Source organism: Amycolatopsis australiensis (genome assembly GCF_900119165.1).
Taxonomy (GTDB): Bacteria; Actinomycetota; Actinomycetes; order Mycobacteriales; family Pseudonocardiaceae; genus Amycolatopsis; species Amycolatopsis australiensis.
The window spans coordinates 2,028,099-2,046,124 of sequence record NZ_FPJG01000006.1 but is presented as its reverse complement, the minus strand read 5'-3'; the positions used below and the strand labels follow the sequence as shown (position 1 = coordinate 2,046,124).

Genomic DNA, 18,026 nt, shown 5'->3' with positions numbered 1-18,026 from the left:
TTCGAATCCTGCCGGGGGCACACTTTCCACGGTCCTTATTGCATTTCGAATTTGCTTTTCCGGCGTAAGTCGAATGCCGCAAGCTCACGACCGGGACGCCCACCGGGCGCCATAAGCCAAGCCCGGCGTGAGGTGCCGGAACCGCACGTGCACCTCCCCCGCCGCGTTCGGCTGTAGCGGGCGGCCCCGGTACCGCGGGTCCGTGATGTCCCTCTTGAACGCGCCGTCCAAGGCCAGGACCTCCGGCGGGTTCCTCGTGCCGAACTTCAGTCTCAGGTCGAACACCTCGCACCGGTGGCGCGGGACGTAGACGACGTTCTCGGCCGGTTCCACCGTGAACACCGCAGCGAACTCCCATGACTCGCCTCGGGACAGCGGCCCGGGCAGCTCCACCGAGCTCTCCCTCAGCGTTCCTCCGTACAGCACCGAGCCCTCCGCCGCGGGAACCGCCAGGTCGAACGACCGGAGGCCGTCCTCCTCGGCCTTCACCCGGTGCTGCTCGAACACGCGCCGTTCCTCGAGCACCACCGCCACGGTCAACGCCGTCGTGTGCCACCTGTCCGGTGAGGAACCGGCCGGCTCGCCCGAAGCCAGCTCCGCCAGCAGGTCGATCGCCTCGTCCACCCGGCGCCGCACCGTTCTCGGGTCGCGGTCCACCCTTGATGCCGCCCAGCGGACCCTCTCCTGGTACAGCGGCTGGCGGGCCTCCGGCGTGATCGCGAAGGCCGCCAACGCCGCCAGGCGGAGATCCTCCGGCAGCTGGGACGACAGCTCCGACAGCCTGCCCGTCACCTTCGCGCGGATCGCCACCCATCCGTCGTTCTCCGAGATCGCGCACGCCGAGCGCAGCACCGGGCCCACCCGGTCCTCGATGCGGCCCGCCAGGCCGCGGCCCTTGCGCAGCGTCTTCAGCTCCCGCACCAGCTCAGTGCGCTCCACCTTGCTCTCCTTCAGTGCGTTTCCACGGCCACCCCCTTTTCACGACAGCGTGCCGCCGGGCGGTGGACCGGAAGTGGACAGAACGTGCATCACCGACGCGATCAGCGCCGTTCCCAGGCGGACGCCGTCGCGGCTCAGGTAGCTGCGGTACGTGCCGATGCGGCCCAGCGCCCCCTCGTCCGCGTCGCCCACGCCGAACGTCACCACCCGCGGGCAGTTCCGCCACGTCGGGTCCGTCAGCGCCGCGAACGCCGCCGGCCAGGTCACCGGGTCCGTCGGCTGGCCGTCGGACAGGAAGAACACCATCGGGCGGTGCACCCGGACCCGGTGGGTTTCCAGCAGGTGGACGTCGGAGTCGATCCGGGTTCGCAGGTACGTGAACACCGGACCGAAGTTCGTTCCCGCGCACGGGCCCGGCGGCGGCAGCTCCGCCACTTCGCCCGCCAGGTACAGCCCGTGCACGGCCAACGGCTCCTCGCCGAATCCGATCACGCTGCAGAGCACCCGGTCGGCGACCGACGCGTCCGCGTGGACCGCGCCGCGGAACTCGCGCAGTCCCGTGTTCAGCTCGTCGATGTGGTCGGCCATCGACAGCGAGACGTCGCACGCCACGTAACACGGCAACACGTCGGACCCCATACCCGGTTTCTCCTTCACCCCTGATCGACCGGCGGAGTCTGGCAAGCGCGCGTGTACCGAAGGTGGAAGAAATGCGGATTTCGGAAACCCCGACGGCCGATTGCGCGACATCACCGGGGGAATGCAAGCTGACGCCCGGGGAGGCTGCGTGGAATTCCGGATGCTCGGCCCGCTCGAGGCATGGCACGACGGCGTGCCGGTGCCGCTGGGTGACCAGCAGCAGCGGTTCGTCCTCGTCGTGCTGCTGCTGAACGCGAACAAGCCGGTGTCGACCGCGCGGCTCACCGAGATCGTCTGGGCCGGCCGCGAAACGAAGCCCACGCTGGTGCGCGGCTACATCAAGCGGCTGCGCGACGTCGTCCAGGACGCCGGCGACGTCAGCATCGAGACGACCCCGACCGGGTACTTGCTGCGGCTCGGCGACGACCAGCTGGACACCGTCCGGTTCACGCGGCTGCGTGCCGAAGCCGGCCGGACCGGTGATCCGCGCCAGGCGATCGAGCTGCTGCGCGAAGCCGTCGCCCTGTGGCGCGGGCGGTTCCTCGAGGACATCGACATCGACCGGGTCGGCGGCCCGGACGTCGTGTTCCCCGAGGAAAGCCTTTCCGACGCCGTCGGCGACCTCGCCGAGCTGGAGCTGGGCATCGGTGACCACCGTTCGGCGCGCGACCGGCTGCGGCCGCTCGTCCGGTCCGACCCGGCCAGCCAGAAGCACGCCGAACTCCTCATGCGCGCGCTGCTCGCGGGCGGCGACCGGATGGGCGCGTTGCGCGTGTTCCGCAGCACCCACGACGCCCTCGCCGGGCTGCGCATGGAACCGGGACCGGTGCTGCGCAACCTCGCCGCGCGCGCCGAGCACGGTGACCCGCCCAGCTCACTGCCTTCCCGGCCCGGCGGGTTCACCGGGCGTGCCGCGGAACTCGCCGCGATCGAGGCGGCCGCCGCGGCCGGGCGGCGCGCGGTCTGGGTGAGCGGCGCGCCGGGCGTCGGCAAGACCGGCCTGGCCGTCGAAGCGGCGCACCGCCTGCGTGACCGGTTTCCCGACGGCCAGCTCCTCGCCCGGCTCAACGGCTTCACACCCGGAGTGGCCGAGACCAGCGTCGGCGACGCGCTCACCGAGCTGCTGATCGAACTCGGCGTGCCGGCCGAGCAGATCCCCGCCACCGTCGGCCGCAAGGTTTCGCTCTACCAGACGACGTTGTGGGGCACCCGCACGCTGGTCGTGCTGGACAACGCCGCGTCGGCCGAGCAGATCCGGCCGCTGCTGCCGGAAGCCGACGGCTGCCTGGCGATCGTCACGAGCCGCCGGATGGGCGACGCGGACACCGGCGAACCCGTCCGGCTTTCGCCGTTGCCGCCGGAAGAAGCGGCCGAGCTGTTCCACGCGCTGACCGACCCGCCGCGGGTGCGCGGCCGGGCGGCCGAGGTGGCGCTGATCGTCAAGCGGTGCGGGTTCCTGCCGATGCCCGTCCGGGTGGCGGCCGCGCTGTTCCGGCGGCACGCCGGGTGGCCGCTGGACCACCTGCTCCACCTGCTGGAGGAGGGCGGGCCGTGGGGTGAGGACGACGGCATCGCCGCCGTCCGGGTGTCCTACCAGCAGCTCGGCGAGCCGCAGCGGGCCATGTTCCGGCTGCTGGGCAGCCTGCCCGGGCCGGACGTCGACGTCGCCGGCGGCGCGGCGCTGGCCGGCTGCGACGTCGCCGAGGCGCGTGAGCTGCTCGACGACCTGCACGAGGTCAGCCTCCTGGAGGAGGCCGCGCCCGAGCGGTACCAGATGCTGGACCCGCTCAAGGAGTTCGCCGCGGTCGAGCCCGCGCCGCGGCAGGCGCTGGTGCGGCTGCTCGACTTCTACCTGGTGACGCTGGCGGCCGCGGTCGGCGCGGCGTACCCCTTCGACCGCGCGCAGCTGCCGTCGACGGATCGTTCCTGCCCGGTGACGCCGGTCTTCGCCGACGCCGGCGCCGCGCTGCGGTGGATCGCCGCGGAGCGCGACAACCTCGTCGCCGCCATCCGCTACGCCGCCCGCCACGACCTGCCCGGGCACACCTGGCGGCTGGCGGTGCTGTTGTGGCGCTTTTTCAACACGACCAACCAGTTCGAAGACTGGATCGGCACCCTGGAACTCGCGTGGCGGACTGTCCCGGCGGGCGACGACTACGGCCAGGCCCACGTACTGCTGCGCCTGGCGACGGCGCACGACCGGCGCGGACGCCTGTCCGAAGCGCTGGAGCTGGCAGCACAGGCGCTGCCGAAGTGGCGACGCCTCGGCGACACGCGCGGCGAGGCGGCGACGTTGTGCGCGCTGGCGATTCCGACGATGGAGCTGGGCAAGCACGACCAGGCGATGGCCCACCTCGAAGCGGCGCTGGCGAAGTACGAGCAGACCGAAGACCGGCGCGGCGAGGCCCACGCGCTCAGCATGCTCGGGTACCTCAACGAGCTGCACGGCAACTTCGACGCCGCGCTGGGCCAGCATTCGGCCGCGGCGCGGATGCTGCGCGAGATCGGGCACGTCCAGGGTCTCGCGCACGCGTTGAACAACCTCGGGTCCGTGCAGGAACACCTCGGCCTGCTGACGGAGGCGCTGGCCGGCTACACGGAGGCGCACGCGCACGCCGCCGAGGTCGGCGACCGCTGCGTCGAGGCCTACGCGCTGAACAACATCGGCAACGTGCACCGCCGGCAGGGCCGGTTCGCCGAAGCGGTGCGCTACCACGACAAGGCCCGCGAGGTGGCGGCGAACGTGCCGGACACCGACCTGCGCACCCAGCTCTACCTGGACCGCGGAGCGACGGCCCTCGCCCAGGGCGCCCACCGGGAAGCGCTCGCGGCGAGCAAGGCGGCGCTGGACCTGGCCGACGGGGCCGGAAACCGCGCTTACCAGGCCCGTGCCCACCGCGGGGTCGCGGAAACGCTGCACTCGATGGGAAAGCACGAAGAAGCCGTCGCCCACTGGACTGCCGCGGAGACGGAATTCGACGCGCTGGACTTGCCGGAAGCCGGTGCGGTGCGCGAGAAACGAGCGTCCTTGATGTGCGCCTGCGGCTCCGGCTGAGGTCAATGCCGGTGCAGCACGCGGTTCAGCTCGGGATAGACCTCACGGACCGTGTGGTGACCGCGCCACCGGCTGAGGCACCGGGCCAGTTCCCGCAGGTCGGTGCGGACGGTCGCGGAGTCGACGTGGGCGACGTCGTCGATCGTCTCGGCCAGCGTCCGGCAGCTCTCGTCGATTTCGCCGTCCAGTGCGTGGGCCAGCGACCGGCGGACGCCGAACCGCGCCCTGGTCCGGCGGTTCGTCACGGGGATCCCGGGCAGCTGGGCGCTCAGCAAGGCGGCCGACTCGCCGGGCTTGCCGAGGTCGGCGAGCGACCAGCCGCGGGCGAGGGCGAGCGGATCCGGCGCGGTCGTCCCGAGCACCGGGTAGTCCGTCGTGTCCGCAGCCGACGACCGCAGCGCGTCCGCCGCGCGGTCCATCGCCCGCTCGAAGGCATCCCGGTCGCCGGCCAGCGCGTGGCCCTGGGCCTCCCGCCGGGCGGCCAAGCCGAAGGTCCGCGAACCGGCGTGCCCCAGCCGCTGTGCCTGCTCGGCGAGATCGATGGCGCTGATCGGGTCGTGCCGGTACAGCGCCAGCCCGGCCTCCCGGACGTAGGCGTAGCCGGCGATCTCCCGGTCACCTCCGGCCCGGGCGAGTTCGGCGGCGTGCCGCGTCCACGACAACGCGACTTCGTCGTTGCCCGCTTCCTGGCTCAGCCACCCGGTGTACTCGGCCATCCGGGCGGCCAGCAGCAGCAGCCGTGACCGGATCGGCTCGGGGTTTCCCCTGGCCAGTGCGTGCACCGTGTGTGTCTGGGTGACCAGTGACTCGAGGACCACGGCCGGACTGGTCTGCATTCCGAGCGCGCGCAGCTGCTCGAAGGACGCCCGCAGCCCGGTGACCGCGCGTTCGTCGAGGATCGGACGCGGGCCGCCCGCCAGCGCGATGCCGAGGACCGCTCCCGCGCCGGCCAGCATCCGGCGGCGGTCGAGCGTGTTCGCCGACTGGGCGCGCGCCCGCGCGTCGCGTGCCGATTCGATGAGCGTGCCACCGGCGTCCAGCACGCTGTCGCAGATCCGCGCCAGCATGGGGTTCGGCGGCTTCAGGTCGTTCTCGATCTTGCTGATGTAGCCCTTGCTGTAGTGGACCCGCTTGGCCAGCTCACCCATCGACATCCCGGCGGCTGCGCGAAATTCCCGCAGCAGTGCGCCAAAAGATTGAGCCATGCGGACCTCCATTCCGGCCGTGTCCGAGTACACCATTTTCGCCCGCCGCACGCAATTGCCGGTCCGGCCGCGAACCCGTCGCGGCCGGACCGGCACCGGTCAGCCGTGCCAGGGGTTGCCGTCCGTACCCGCCGGCGGCGGAGTGGTGGTGGTCACGGGCGGCGGCGTCCCGCCGTCGCCGTCCGCGTACGCCGCTGCGGAGCCGATCACCGGCGCCGCCGCGACGATGCACAGCGCGAGCACGGGGCCACCGATTCTGGCCAGTTTCTTGGACAAGGACATGACGAATCCTCCTTGAAAAAGGGCGATTTATCAGGGCACTGTGCGGAATTTCCGCGCCCTGCAATCAGGATTCGTCAGCGGCGATTCGCCGACAAGGAGTTGACCGTTTCCCGGACGAGCGGGCAACGGGAAAGCACGAAGGCCGCGTCCCGTGCCGGAACGCGGCCTTCGGGTCAGCGGCCGTCGCGGGCGCGCTCGAGCACTTCCTCGAGCCGCAACGGGCTGGGCGGGTGGTGACTCAGGCACAGCGGAGCACGCATGGACCGGAACCCGAACGTCTCCCCCGTGACGTAGAACTGTCCGCGTTCCAGGCGTGAGATGTCCCCGACGGTGCTGCCCTTGGCCCTGGCCATGTCGTTCGCCGCGGCGATCTGGGCCGGGCTGTTCAGGCGGCCGAAGAACTGCGTGGTCGCGTTGCCGGTGATCTGGTTGTGCAGCCCCTTCGGCGCCTGGGTGGCGAGCAGCAGGCCGAGCCCGTACTTGCGGGCCTGGGAGGCCAGCATGATGGTGCTCTGCGTGCTCGCCGTCCAGCCACCGGACGGCGCGATCGTCTGGGCTTCGTCCATGACGAACAGCCCGCCGAGCGGCCGATCGGCCGCGGGGTTGTGCTTGATCCAGGCGAACACCTCGAGCTGGAGCTGGCTGACGAACCCCTGCCGCTGTTCGTCGGAAGGCAGCCCGACGAAACTGATCACCGAAATCCGCGCCCGCTTGCCGGGCCCCGGGGTGAGCAGCGCGGCGGGGTCGGCCGGCTCGCCGGAGCCACCGAGCAGCGGATCGTTGACCATCGCGGCCCGCAGGGTTTCGGCCAGATCGGCAGCGGTCTTCGTGCCGGTGGCCAGCTTGCTGACCCCGATCGGCAGGTCGGCGAGCAGGTCGACGAACCCGGAAAGGCTCCGCGACTCGTTCCGCGCGTAGTGCGTCAAAGCTTCGCGCAGCACGGCTTGGCCGCGGATGGCGCTTTTCGCTCCGCCACTGACCCTGGCGTGCGGAATCAACCGCGCCACAGCCGCTTCGACGGCGGCGGCGAACTCGTCTTCGTCGTCGCGCACGCCGGCGAAGTCGGGGAGGGGGTGGAAACTGAGCGGCCGCCCGGCAGCACGCCCGGGAGTCCAGACGACGACCTCGGTGTTGGCCAGGTAATCGGCGGCGCTGTCCGCGTCACCGGCGCGCCAGCCTCCGGGCGCTTCCGGCCAGGCATCGCCGAGCCGGGCGAGGTCGTTGTTCGGATCCAGCACGATCGCCGACACGCCCCTCAACGCGCACTCCTCGACGATCCGGCGGAGCAGGACGGTCTTCCCCGTCCCGGAGCCGGCGAAGATGACGGCGTGCTTCCGCAGGGACTCGAGTTCGATGCGGATCTCACCGTCCAACCCGAGGACGATGTCACCGGAGGTGGCACCGGCCGCGGACGCCACCGGCGGCGGACGGGTCTCCCGCTGGTTGCTCCGGGTCTGCGCCGGGCCGGGGAGGATCTGCCGCAGCAGGTTCGTCCGGCTCGCCGGCTTGCGCGACACCAGCCAGTTCAGCAGCTCGTAGCTCTGCCTGGTGAGCATCTGCTTGAGCGCCCAGAAGGCCCTGACGTCGTCCTCCTTGATTTCCACGCGCGGGCTGCCCGCGCGGGCCAGTTCACCGACCAGGACCTTGGTCTTGCCGCCGGTCCAGCCCTTCGACCCGTGGTGGATCAGCACCAGGTGCCGGTTGCGCACGCCGTCGCGGATGCCCGCGGCTTCCTTGGCGTCCCGGATGCGGCGCAGGATGCCGTTGCCGTGGCGGGGAGCGATGGCGCGAAACGCCCAGCGTTCGGCGATGTCCCGTTCCTCGTTCAGCGTCCTGCGCAGCCCGGCGTGCAGCTGGTTGCCGCCGTCCGGCGGCGGCTCGGTCTCCCACGACCGGTCGTCGTTGCCGACCTCGGTGATCCACGACCGCAGGCCCGCGTGCAGCAGTTCGGGCATGATGTCGTCCTCGGTGTGCTGGTTCAACGCGGCGGCGACGTCGGCGCTTTTCCACAGCTCGTCGAACTGCCGGTCGAACTCGGCGAAGTAGTCCGGCTCCGAGTGGCTTGCCTGCGGTGCTTCGGCCGGTTCGACGGGTGCTTCCTCGAACGACCGCAGTTCGCGGATCTCGCCGTTCAAGCACGCTTCGGCGTGCTCCTGCACTCGCCGCAGCAGCTGCCTCGGCGTGTAGGTGCGCCAAGCCTCACCGAACGCGCTGGGCGCGACCGGCCAGGTGGGGTGGGGAGGCACGAACCCCGCGCGGGCGTAGATCGTCGTGAGCCATTTCGCCACCAGCGCCTCGCCGAGCCGCGGATCGGCGATGGCCCCGAGCAACGGTGTCTTCGTGAACCGATCGGAGACGGTGGCGGTGATCACCGAATTCAGGATGCTCCACGTGTCGGGCAGGCAGGCGACGATCGACAGGGTTCGCCGCGTCGTCTCCCGCAACTGCATCAACCCGTCCGCGATCAGGGTGAGCTCGCCGGCCAGTTCCGCGTCCACTTGGTCGTCGATCGCCGTGTGCGCCTTGTTGACCAGCGAATCGAGCTGGTCGATCGCGACGACGCTGTGCCCGGTGAGCGCGAGCACCCGGGAGATCTCGGTGACGAGCGCGCGGTGCGACTTCGGCTGCGGGTGGATGCCCCACGCCTGCCGATCGCCGTCGGCCGCCTCGGCCAGACCGGTGAGGTAGTCGGTTCCGATCTTCATCTGCTTGCTGTCGACGGCGTTGTAAAGCACCAGCGCACGGACAGTGTCCGCGCACTCGACCGCGACCTGGGCGTCGAGCCGGCGGAGCGCCACGACGAAACCATGCAGGTCGTCCACGGACAGGGAAGTCCGGCCGAGCACCGCCGCGGCCACCGGCTCGGGCACCTTCGCCGCATCGCACAACCGGGTCAGCAGCTTGGTCAGCTGGACTTCTCCGTCGTCGTCCGGCCGCCACAGTTCGCTCCGCATGGCGCGGGTGACGTCTTCCCAGAAGGCGGGACCGGTCGTGAGGTCGATCAGGAAGAAATAACCGCCGTCGCGCTGAGCCGCCTGCCTGACCCGGCCGAGCAGGTGGGTCTTCCCCACACCTTTCTGCCCCTGCAGCGTGAGGCCGATCGGGCTCGGGCCGGTGCTCGCCTTCGCATCGGCCATGCTGGCGTGAATGCGCTGCTCGGCTCTCGTGTGCAGTCCTTCCACGTGGAAGGGCGACACGACCCAGACGTCATCCGGCGTCTCCGCGGAGTTGAACCGCACCGCGGCGAGCGCTTGACGCAGCTCCTCGGTCATGATTCCTCGATCGCCACGAGATGCTTTTCCTCGCTGCCGATCCGGATGGCGGCGGCGTGGTCGGCGTCGGTGAGCGCCTTGCGGTTCGCGGACTGCGCGAGGTGGACGAGCCCGGTCCGGGTCATCTCCAGGAGCACCTTGTCCACCTCGTCCTTGTCCGCACCGTTGAGCTTGGGACGGAGCTTGGCCAGCCGCACCCAGTCCTGCGGCTCGTCGGACAACTCGCGGTAGGCGGCGCGGATCAGCGTCTCCAGGTTCGTCCCGCCACTCCCGCCCAGCACCTGCCGGAGGCGGATGTCGTGCTCGCGCAGGTACCCGGCGATCGAGCGCAGCCACTCGAACCCGATCCGGGCCAGCGCCCCGGCCCGCGGCGGGGTCTCGATGGTGGCCAGCGCTTCCTCACACCAGCGTTCGCCCGCCGGCGTGATCTCGTGCACCAGCCGCCTGCCCACCGTCCGGGTCACGAGCAAGCCCGCCTTGTTGAGCTTCGCGCGACCGGCCGGGGTCAGCTCGATGCCGTGGTCCTTCCTCATCTCGACGTTGGGGATCGCCCTCCCCTCGATCAGCAGCAAGAGCAGCGCTGCCCGCTCGTGGGTCCCGTACCGTTCCGCCATTCCCCGCTCCTTCAGTTGGTGTACGCCTCGATCCGGCGGTGGAGCCGGTTGATCAGCGCGTCGATGTACGCACGCAATCCGGCCGGTGCCGCGAACCGGCTTCCGTTGGCCCGGACGTCGTTGAGCAGCTCCAGGTCGACCGTCAGGTCCTTGAGCAACGCCACATCTCCCTGATCCAGCGCCGCGGTCATGTCGCGGACGGTCTGCTCGACGATGGCCCAGCGCCCTTGGTGGGTCAGCTCCTCCGGCACCCCGCGCAACGCGGCCGCGGCGTCCTGCAACACCGCCTGGTCCGCGTCCGTGCGATTCGGCGGCCCGTCGGTGACGATTTCGTGCAGCTGGCGTGCCACCTGCCTGGGTCGCGAAGCCGCGTCCAGCACGAAAAGCCGAAGGTTCTGCAGGAAAGGCGGCAACTGCTCGCGGTCGGTCCGGCCGGTCAGCACGCAGAACAGCTGCCTGCCGCCGGTGTCGAGGGCGTGCCGCAGGAAGCGCTCGGCCTCGCTCGCCTGCCAGCGGCTCACCACTCCGTCGACGATGAGGCAGAGGTGCTCGGCCGGATCGCTGCTCTGTTCGAGGAACTCGGGATCACCGGACAACGACCGATCGACGCGCAAGCCGAGCGTCTTCAGTTCCTCGATCAGCTGGTTGGCGATCCGTTGCGCAGGTCGTGGGCTCGACACGAGCAGGTCCAGGTCGTACGACTGCCGGTGCGACCGTGCCGCGGCGACGTAGGCGTCACGGTTGTCCGCCAGCAACGCCGTGCGGTCGAACTGATGGGCCAGCACCGCGGCCACGGTTTCCAGCGAAAAGGAGACCTGGTCCGCCGACGGCGACGGTTCTTCCAAGACGGGCAGCTGCTCGCCGAAACTCCAGTACGACACGTACGGCACAGTGGTGTGCCTCAGCATCTGTTCCTGCGAGACGCTCTTGTCGAGCCAATTCCGGAACAGCGAGGCGGTCGCTTCGGCACAGCGTTCCTGCCAGGCTTCGGCCCTCTCGTACTCCACCCGGTTGTCCAGCCGGGACAGGATCGGCAGGACGAGGTGGGGCTGCCGGTCGTAGGGCAGGCGGTCGCGGGCCGCGTCGGCCCGCCGCGCGATGTCCACGACGCCGTCGACGCTCTGCTGGTTCGCCGTGAACAGGACGACCAGCCAATCGGGCAGGTGTGCGGTGCAGATGCCGCCGCTGTCGGAGATGCCCGTCCGGCTGTCGATGAGCACGAAGTCGTAGTTCTCGGTCCACTCCTCGCGGCGCCGTTCCAGGAACTCCGCGAACCCCCGGCGGTACAGGTCTTCCCAGTCGAGGCTTTGCACACGCCGCGTGTAGTCCGCGTCGTCCCGTCCCGCCGCCAGGAGTGCCACCGAGCCGTCCACCGCGAGGTCCAGCGGGATGGCGTGGTCGTGGGGGTTACCGCAGGCCAGGAAATCGTCGGCGAGATCGACCACCCCTCCGCGGGGCGGCCTGGACAGCAGCGGCCGGAAGTAGTGGTGGAGTCCGGGTGCCTCCAGGTCCCAGTCGACCGCGAGGACCCGGTGGCCCCATCGGGCGAGGAGGACGGCGATGTTCGCGAGCGTGAAACTCCGTCCGACGCCACCCTTGTACGAGTAGAAGGTGACAACGGTCCCGGTCATATGCCGAACCTCGGAATCGGCGGTGGCGGTATCAACACCGGGTCGGGGCGCTCGACGTCGGGCCAGTCCGGCTGCCATGGCGGCACCTGCCGGATCAGCTCGGACAGATCCCGGGCGAGCTCGAGGACCGTGTTGTGGAACAGCGGCCAGTCCCGGCTCTCCTGGAACACCGGTTCAGGCATGGAGAGTTTCTTGAAATCCCACCACGATCGCCGCAGGCCCTCCTCCTCCGGGAAGTTTTCCGAGTCCGAATACAGGATCGGGTAGATCAGGCCTTGCGGCCGCTCCTGACTCGCCAGTCCGAGCTGCCTTTCCCGGGCGCGCATGCTCCGCAGTTCCGCCATGCACCAAGGTGACTGGAAGTACCGCGGCGTCAGCACGGCTATCATGATCTTACTGCACCGAAGCGCCTTCTCCAGCGCCGCCGGCCAGTCGACCGCTCGCTCCATCGTCTTGTCCATGAAGATCTTCGGCGTCGACGTCATGTGGTCGATGAGACAATCCTGGACCTTCGGATAGAAATGGTTCTTCAGCCATTTAGGCGCACTTCCGTGACGGCTGTAGCTGATGAACACGTCGTACTTGTAGCCGGACACGCAGTCGATGATAGGCAGATCCAACAGCGGCAGAACAGGGCGAAAAAGTGGTCAAATCCTGCCCGACCTGCCAAAAACTGGCTAAAAAGTGGACACCAGCTACGGCGACTCTCGCGTGATGATCAGAGTGCCGGTCACCCGTGCCGTTCCGATGCGTTCGTAGACATGCGCGACGTCCGCCGCGAAGGCGGCGTAATCGCCTGGGCCCAACTCGATCGGTGATTCCGCCGGGCCGGTTCGGATGCGGCCGGTGTGGAGGTGGAGGTGCTCCCAGGTTCCCGGTGGGTGCGGTTCCGATTGCTGGATCTCGGACGTGGTCAGCGTGAAGTCGTAGATCTCCGCCGCCGGTGTGCGGTCCAGGAGCCACGCCTCCACCGACTTCCCCGCTACGCGAACCCCTTCGCCGCGGCGGGTCACCCGGCTCGGTGGCGCCGGCGGCCGCTCTGCGATCAGGTCCGCCAATGGCACTCCGAGCGCGTTCGCCAACGCGTACAGCGTTTCCAAAGTCGGGTTGCCGGTGCCCGCTTCGAGCTGGGTCAACGTCGCGCGGGCCGTTCGGGATGTCCGGGCCAGGTCGACCACCGTGAGGCCGCGGGCCTTGCGGAGACGGCGGAGGTTGAACGCGAGCGGGCTGGTCGGCGACTGGTCCATGTGCCTAGTATGACAGCCACAGTGACCACTGAACCAGTCAAGGAGTGCCGATGGTCGTCAGCAGGCTGAAGGACATCCCCGGCATCGGCGTCAACGTCGTCGGCGATCGAGCCGACGCCGCCCGGGACCCGGAGCTTCTGCGCATGGAGAACCTCGACACCGACGTTCCGCCGCCACGGATCGCGGTCGAGGTGACTCGCGAGGCCATCGGGCAGGACGCGGCCAACAGCTACCTGCCCTTCGAGGGACACCACGATCTGCGCCGGGCGGCCGCAGCCCACGTCGGCAGGCTCGCCGGACTCGATTACGACCCCGGCACGGAGTGCGTCAGCGTCGCCGGCGGCCTCAACGGCATCCTCAACAGCCTGCTCGCCGTGGTGGAGCCCGGTCGCGAGGTCGTCCTGAGCGACCCCATCTACGCCGGGCTGATCAACCGGGTCCGGTTGGCCGGTGGCGTGCCCCGGCACGTCCGGGCGACACCGACCCCCGGCGGGTGGCGCACCGATCCCGGCGAACTCGCCGCCGCGGTGGGACCGCGCACGGCCGCTGTCCTGCTGATGGGGCCCGCCATGCCCACGGGGGCCGTGCTCGAGCCCGCGCACCTCGACGCGCTCGCCGCCCCGGTGCGGGAACACGGCGCCTGGGTGCTCTACGACGCGGCCATGGAGCGCATCCGGTTCGACGGCCGTCCGCCGCTGCACCCCGCGAGCCATCCCGGCCTCGCCGATCGCGTGGTCACGATCGGCTCGGCGGCGAAGGAACTGCGGATGATCGGCTGGCGGGTCGGCTGGGTCGTCGGGCCCGCGCCGATCCTCGCCGACATCGCGCTCGTCGGGCTCACGAACGTCGTCTGCCAAGTGGGAATCGCGCAGCAGGGCGTCGCCGCGGCGCTCGCCGCGGACGACGCCGACGCCGACGTCGCCCGCGCCGTGACGACCTGGCGTACGCGATGCGAGACCGTGCTGCGGCAGCTGGACGGCTATCCCGTTGTCCGACCTGACGGCGGCTGGTCACTGCTCGTCGACGTCGCGGAGCTCGGGCTCAGCGCGGCCGAAGCCTCGGCCCGGCTCTTCGACCGAGGCCGGGTCGCCGCGACGCCGATGACCGGCTGGGGACCGTCCGCGGACCGGTACCTGCGTCTCGTGTTCGCCAATGAACCCGTCGAACGCCTTCAGGACCTGGGGGCGCGGTTCGCGGCCGCCTTCTGAGGCTCCCACGCGACTATCGCCGCGCCGGCGCACAGCACGACCCCGGCGGTGGCGAGCGCCGTCGTCGGTGTCGTCGCGTTCAGGACCGCGCCCAGTGCCGCCACTCCGATCACCGCGCCCGTCTGGCGTGACGCGTTCAACGCTCCGCCCGCGATTCCTGCCAGCTCGCGAGGTGCCGAGCCGACCACCGCCGTCAGCAGGGACGGGATGGCCAACGACACTCCGAACCCCAGCAGTGCCAACGCGATCACCGACAACACAGCCGATGAGGAAAACGCCTGGAGGAACGTGCCCGAAGCCATCAGCGCGAAACCCGACACCGCCGGTACTCGCGGGCCGATCCGGGCCACCAGGCGGCCGGTGAAAATCGGGTTGAACGCCGTCGGGATGGTCAGCGGCAGGAACGCCAAGCCCGTCGACGACGGCGAATAACCGCGGGTCTCCTGGAAATACAGCGACAGCACGAACAGCACGCCCGACAGGCCGAAGTTCACGATCGCGCCCGCCAGCAAGCCCCTGGAGAGCAGCCGCGGTGGGAACATCGCGTCCGGACGGCGCTGGGCGGCCACGAACACCGCGGCCGCCACCGCCGACAGCGCCAGCACCCATGGCCGGCCTTCGACCAGCGCGTACGTCAACGTCGACAAAGCGACGATCGCCGAGACCTGGCCGGTCACGTCCGTGCGGCCCGGCTTGGGTGGCGTCGCGGGCGCCGCCGCCGACAAGGCCAGGGCGATCAGCGCCGCCGGGACGTTCACCAGGAAGATCGCGCGCCAGCCGAACGCCTGCGTCAGGACGCCGCCCAGCAGCGGGCCCGCCACCAGGCCCGTTCCGCTCAACGCCGCCCACACGCCCATTGCCTTGGCGCGCGCGGCGGGCACCGGGTACGCCGTCGCGATGAGGGACAGCGACGACGGCACCAGCAACGCGCCCGCGACGCCCAGCAACACCCGCAGCGCGATCACCATCGCCGCCGAGAACGCCAGCGCCGACAGGCCCGACAGCACGGCGAACGCCGCCAGCCCGGTGAAGAACACCCGGCGGGCGCCGAAGCGGTCGGACCACGCCCCCGCCGTCAGCAGGAACGCCGCGAACGTCAGCGTGTAGCCGTTCGAAATCCATTGCTGTTCCGACAGCGACGGCGACATGGCCGGCAGCGCCACGGTCACGATCGTCGTGTCCAGCATGACCAGGAAGTAGCCCAGGGAAAGGCCGATGAGGAGTCTTGCCACCCCGCCAGCCTGGACGCTCCGTGACACCGGCGGAAGCAGGCAGTTACGATGGCAGGCATCGGGAACGCCGATGGGGGATGCCATGGAACTGCGCCACCTGCGCACCTTCCGCGTGGTCGCGCGGACGCTCAACTTCACCCGGGCCGCCGCCGAGCTGCACTACGCGCAGTCCAGCGTCACCGAACAGATCCAGGCCCTCGAAGCCGAGCTCGGGTCGAAGCTGTTCCACCGGGAGCGCCGCCTCAGGCTCACCGCCGCCGGGGAACGGCTCGTCGGATACGCCGACCAGATGCTTTCCCTCGCCGAAGAAGCCAAGGCCGCCGTGGACGAAGAACGCGGTGAGCCGGAAGGCGACCTGACCATCGGCGCCCTCGAAACCCTGTGCACGCACTGGGTCCCGTCGCTCCTCGGCGCCTACCGGGCGAAGTGGCCGCGCGTGCGGATCTCCGTCACCGAAGGCGGCCGCGGCGAGCTGTACCACGGCGTCCGGGAGTCCGAAGTGGACGTCTGTCTCACCTTCGGTGACGCGCCGGGCGATCCCGCCTTCGCGAGCCGGACGCTCGGCGAGGAACCGCTCGTGGTGCTCGCGCCGCCCGGACATCCGCTGGCGGGCAAGGAAGAGATCCGGCCCGGCGACCTCCGCGGCGTCGGCTTCCTCGCCACGCCGAAAGGCTGCGGCTTCCGCGAGATGCTGGACCGGATCGACGGTCCCGTCGTCGGCACGGAGGTCGGCAGCCTCGCCGCCCTCGGCCGGTGCGTGGCGGCCGGGCTCGGGTGCGCGATCGTGCCCGCGATGGTCGACCACCCGGGCGCGGTGGCCGTCCCCCTGGCCGGGCGGACGACCACCGTCACCATGACGTGGCGGCGGCGCGACGAGAACAAGCCGGCCATCGCCGCGCTGCTCGCCACCGCCGGCGGGCTCGTCAGGGCTTGAGGACGGCCAACCCGTCGGCCACGACGACGCCGTCGTGCAGCACGGTCCGGTCCTTCCCGCGGTCCATCACCGCACTCGTCGGGGTTTCGCCGTCCACCAGCACCAGGTCCGCGCGGTCACCGGCCGCCAGGCCCGGCCGGTCGGCGACGCCCGCCAGCCGCGGCACGTCGTGGCTCATGATCGACGCGCCACCCATCGTCGCGACCGCCAGTGCCAGCTCGATGTGCTCGTCGCGGCGGAAGCCGTTGGTGAAGGCCAGCTGCCACGTGCGGTCCAGCAGGTCGCAGTTGCCGTAGGGGCTCCAGTAGTCGCGCTGGCCGTCCTCGCCGAGCCCGACCCGCACGCCGGCGGAAACCAGGTCGGGCAACGGCAACTGGCCCGACACCGACGGCGCCACCGTCGTCATCGCGATGTCCAGCTCCGCGAAGTCGTCGATGACCCGGCGGCTGACCGGCTCGGAGATCGAGCCGAGGTCGTAGGCGTGGGACATGCTCACCTTGCCCCGCATGTCCAGCGCCTTCGTGCGCTCGATCACCAGGTCGGTCGAGAACAGGCCGAGATGGCCGGGCTCGTGCAGGTGGATGTCCACCTCCGCCTGGTACTTCTCGGCCAGGCCGAACACGGCGTCCAGGTGCCCCTTGGGGTCTCTGTCCACAGTGCACGGATCGATGCCGCCGATCACCGTGGCGCCGGAGCGCATCGCCGCGTCGAGGACGTCCAGCGTGCCCGGCTCGCGCAGGATGCCGGCCTGCGCGAACGCCATGACGTGCACCTCGGCCTGGCCGGCGAACTTCTCCTTCGCGGCCAGCACGGCGTCGAGCTTCTCCAGCCGGCAGTCGACGTCGACCTGCGCGTACGTGCGGACGCGCGTGGTGCCGTTGGCGATCATCCGCTCCAGCGTGCCCGCCACCCGCTCGGGCAGCGGGACCTCCGCCGTCCGCCAGTGGCGACGGTCGTTCAGCATCATCGCCCACACGCCGGGGCCACCGGTGTGCGGCCGGAACGGCAGCCCGATCCGCGTCGAGTCGAGGTGCACGTGGACGTCGCTGAACGCCGGGAACAGCAGGCGGCCCCGGCCCTCGACCGCGCCCGGCGGCGCAGGAGTGGCGGGGTCGTGCGGCCGGACCGCGGCGATCCGGGCACCGGCCACCTCGACGTCACTGCGCTCGCCACCCCACGGGCGGACGTCACGGATCATCATGCGAGACACGGTAGTCACTTGCCGATGGCGTCCACGCCGGCCTGCGCGAAGGCCTCGTCCTGCGCACCGGACGGCGCGCCGGCGACGCCGACCGCGGCGATCGGGGTGGCGCCCGCGGTCACCGGGACCGCGCCGGCCAGGAACAGCGTGCCGTCGATGTCCTTCAACGTCGGGGTCTGCTGCAGGCGACCGGCCAGTTCGGACGTCTTCGCGTTCCAGGAAACCGCCGTGAACGCCTTCCGCTGCGCCGAGCTGTAGGACTGCGGGCCCGCGCCGTCGCCGCGCAGGGTCAGGATGGTGTTGCCGTCACGGTCCACGACCGCGACCGAGACGTGCTGCCCCGCTTTGCCGGCGGCGTCCAGGGCGGCCTGCGCGGCCTTCTGCGCGGCGCCGATCGTCAGGTGCGACGTCTGGACGACGTCCTTGCCGCCGGACGGCGCCGCGGTGGCCGACACGGCACCGACGGTGGTGACGCCGACCGCGGCGAGCCCGGCGACGGTGGCTGCGATGCGGGTACGGGTCGAGATCATGCTCTGCTCCTGGAGTTCCGGGGATTCGGTGACTCCA

At 70.7% G+C, this 18,026-nt stretch carries 15 protein-coding genes; 3 read left to right on the top strand and 12 right to left on the bottom strand.

All coding sequences use genetic code 11. The features are described 5' to 3' along the window. Window positions 1–84: 84 nt before the first annotated feature. Window positions 85–939, bottom strand: coding sequence for a hypothetical protein (locus BT341_RS11115; RefSeq protein WP_084742823.1), 855 nt, complete (start codon window positions 937–939; stop codon window positions 85–87). Between the two features lie 39 nt (window positions 940–978). After that, entirely contained in the window at window positions 979–1,578 is a 600-nt protein-coding gene (locus BT341_RS11110) for a vWA domain-containing protein (RefSeq protein ID WP_072476204.1), read from the bottom strand. A 148-nt stretch (window positions 1,579–1,726) separates the two neighbouring features. Between BT341_RS11110 and BT341_RS11105 the strand changes: the two genes are divergently transcribed. Further along, window positions 1,727–4,633, top strand: coding sequence for an AfsR/SARP family transcriptional regulator (locus BT341_RS11105; protein WP_245804936.1), 2,907 nt, complete (start codon window positions 1,727–1,729; stop codon window positions 4,631–4,633). A 2-nt stretch (window positions 4,634–4,635) separates the two neighbouring features. Here BT341_RS11105 and BT341_RS11100 read toward each other — a convergent pair whose 3' ends face one another. From BT341_RS11100 to BT341_RS11070, 7 genes are all read right to left on the bottom strand, one after another. After that, window positions 4,636–5,838 (bottom strand): helix-turn-helix domain-containing protein, encoded by a 1,203-nt coding sequence (locus BT341_RS11100; protein ID WP_084743198.1) that lies wholly within the window; start codon window positions 5,836–5,838, stop codon window positions 4,636–4,638. A gap of 99 nt (window positions 5,839–5,937) precedes the next feature. After that, the gene (locus BT341_RS11095; RefSeq protein WP_072476202.1) at window positions 5,938–6,120 is read right to left on the bottom strand and encodes a hypothetical protein; all 183 of its coding nucleotides are present in this window, start codon (window positions 6,118–6,120) and stop codon (window positions 5,938–5,940) included. Window positions 6,121–6,293: 173 nt separating this feature from the next. Then, a complete protein-coding gene (locus BT341_RS11090) occupies window positions 6,294–9,392 on the bottom strand; it encodes a helicase HerA domain-containing protein (protein WP_072476201.1) in 3,099 nt (1,032 codons plus the stop codon). Next, the gene (locus BT341_RS11085; RefSeq protein ID WP_072476200.1) at window positions 9,389–10,006 is read right to left on the bottom strand and encodes a hypothetical protein; all 618 of its coding nucleotides are present in this window, start codon (window positions 10,004–10,006) and stop codon (window positions 9,389–9,391) included. The genes BT341_RS11090 and BT341_RS11085 overlap by 4 nt, the downstream gene beginning before the upstream one ends. 11 nt (window positions 10,007–10,017) lie before the next feature. Continuing rightward, window positions 10,018–11,637 carry a CATRA system-associated protein gene (locus BT341_RS11080; protein WP_245804935.1) on the bottom strand — a complete coding sequence of 540 codons (1,620 nt, stop codon included), beginning with the start codon at window positions 11,635–11,637 and terminating at the stop codon, window positions 10,018–10,020. Next, a complete protein-coding gene (locus BT341_RS11075; protein ID WP_072481897.1) occupies window positions 11,634–12,233 on the bottom strand; it encodes a TIR domain-containing protein in 600 nt (199 codons plus the stop codon). The genes BT341_RS11080 and BT341_RS11075 overlap by 4 nt, the downstream gene beginning before the upstream one ends. 99 nt (window positions 12,234–12,332) lie before the next feature. Next, window positions 12,333–12,884, bottom strand: coding sequence for a helix-turn-helix domain-containing protein (locus BT341_RS11070; RefSeq protein WP_072476198.1), 552 nt, complete (start codon window positions 12,882–12,884; stop codon window positions 12,333–12,335). 50 nt (window positions 12,885–12,934) lie between these two features. On the opposite strand from BT341_RS11070, the gene BT341_RS11065 reads away from it, so the two are divergent. Next, a complete protein-coding gene (locus BT341_RS11065) occupies window positions 12,935–14,092 on the top strand; it encodes a pyridoxal phosphate-dependent aminotransferase (protein WP_072476197.1) in 1,158 nt (385 codons plus the stop codon). Here the strand turns inward: BT341_RS11065 and BT341_RS11060 are convergent. Beyond that, complete coding sequence (locus tag BT341_RS11060) at window positions 14,056–15,324, bottom strand: MFS transporter (protein WP_072476196.1); 1,269 nt, start codon at window positions 15,322–15,324, stop codon at window positions 14,056–14,058. The genes BT341_RS11065 and BT341_RS11060 overlap by 37 nt on opposite strands. Window positions 15,325–15,406: 82 nt before the next feature. Here BT341_RS11060 and BT341_RS11055 point away from each other — a divergent pair, with 82 nt between their 5' ends. Further along, window positions 15,407–16,258 carry a LysR family transcriptional regulator gene (locus BT341_RS11055; RefSeq protein ID WP_072476195.1) on the top strand — a complete coding sequence of 284 codons (852 nt, stop codon included), beginning with the start codon at window positions 15,407–15,409 and terminating at the stop codon, window positions 16,256–16,258. Here BT341_RS11055 and BT341_RS11050 read toward each other — a convergent pair. Together BT341_RS11050 and BT341_RS11045 are read right to left on the bottom strand one after the other, a co-directional pair. After that, window positions 16,248–17,459 carry an amidohydrolase family protein gene (locus BT341_RS11050; protein WP_072476194.1) on the bottom strand — a complete coding sequence of 404 codons (1,212 nt, stop codon included), beginning with the start codon at window positions 17,457–17,459 and terminating at the stop codon, window positions 16,248–16,250. The genes BT341_RS11055 and BT341_RS11050 overlap by 11 nt on opposite strands. Before the next feature lie 14 nt (window positions 17,460–17,473). After that, window positions 17,474–17,989: a GlcG/HbpS family heme-binding protein gene (locus tag BT341_RS11045; protein ID WP_072476193.1), complete on the bottom strand. Its 516-nt coding sequence runs from the start codon at window positions 17,987–17,989 to the stop codon at window positions 17,474–17,476. Window positions 17,990–18,026 lie beyond the last annotated feature (37 nt).

Excerpts from the sequence above, each read along its gene's own strand:
- BT341_RS11110 (WP_072476204.1), bottom strand. The coding sequence starts at position 1,578 with ATGGGGTCCGACGTGTTGCCGTGTTACGTGGCGTGCGACGTCTCGCTG.
- BT341_RS11100 (WP_084743198.1), bottom strand. The coding sequence starts at position 5,838 with ATGGCTCAATCTTTTGGCGCACTGCTGCGGGAATTTCGCGCAGCCGCC.
- BT341_RS11095 (WP_072476202.1), bottom strand. The coding sequence starts at position 6,120 with ATGTCCTTGTCCAAGAAACTGGCCAGAATCGGTGGCCCCGTGCTCGCG.
- BT341_RS11090 (WP_072476201.1), bottom strand. The coding sequence starts at position 9,392 with ATGACCGAGGAGCTGCGTCAAGCGCTCGCCGCGGTGCGGTTCAACTCC.
- BT341_RS11085 (WP_072476200.1), bottom strand. The coding sequence starts at position 10,006 with ATGGCGGAACGGTACGGGACCCACGAGCGGGCAGCGCTGCTCTTGCTG.
- BT341_RS11080 (WP_245804935.1), bottom strand. The coding sequence starts at position 11,637 with ATGACCGGGACCGTTGTCACCTTCTACTCGTACAAGGGTGGCGTCGGA.
- BT341_RS11070 (WP_072476198.1), bottom strand. The coding sequence starts at position 12,884 with ATGGACCAGTCGCCGACCAGCCCGCTCGCGTTCAACCTCCGCCGTCTC.
- BT341_RS11065 (WP_072476197.1), top strand. The coding sequence starts at position 12,935 with ATGGTCGTCAGCAGGCTGAAGGACATCCCCGGCATCGGCGTCAACGTC.
- BT341_RS11055 (WP_072476195.1), top strand. The coding sequence starts at position 15,407 with ATGGAACTGCGCCACCTGCGCACCTTCCGCGTGGTCGCGCGGACGCTC.
- BT341_RS11050 (WP_072476194.1), bottom strand. The coding sequence starts at position 17,459 with ATGATGATCCGTGACGTCCGCCCGTGGGGTGGCGAGCGCAGTGACGTC.
- BT341_RS11045 (WP_072476193.1), bottom strand. The coding sequence starts at position 17,989 with ATGATCTCGACCCGTACCCGCATCGCAGCCACCGTCGCCGGGCTCGCC.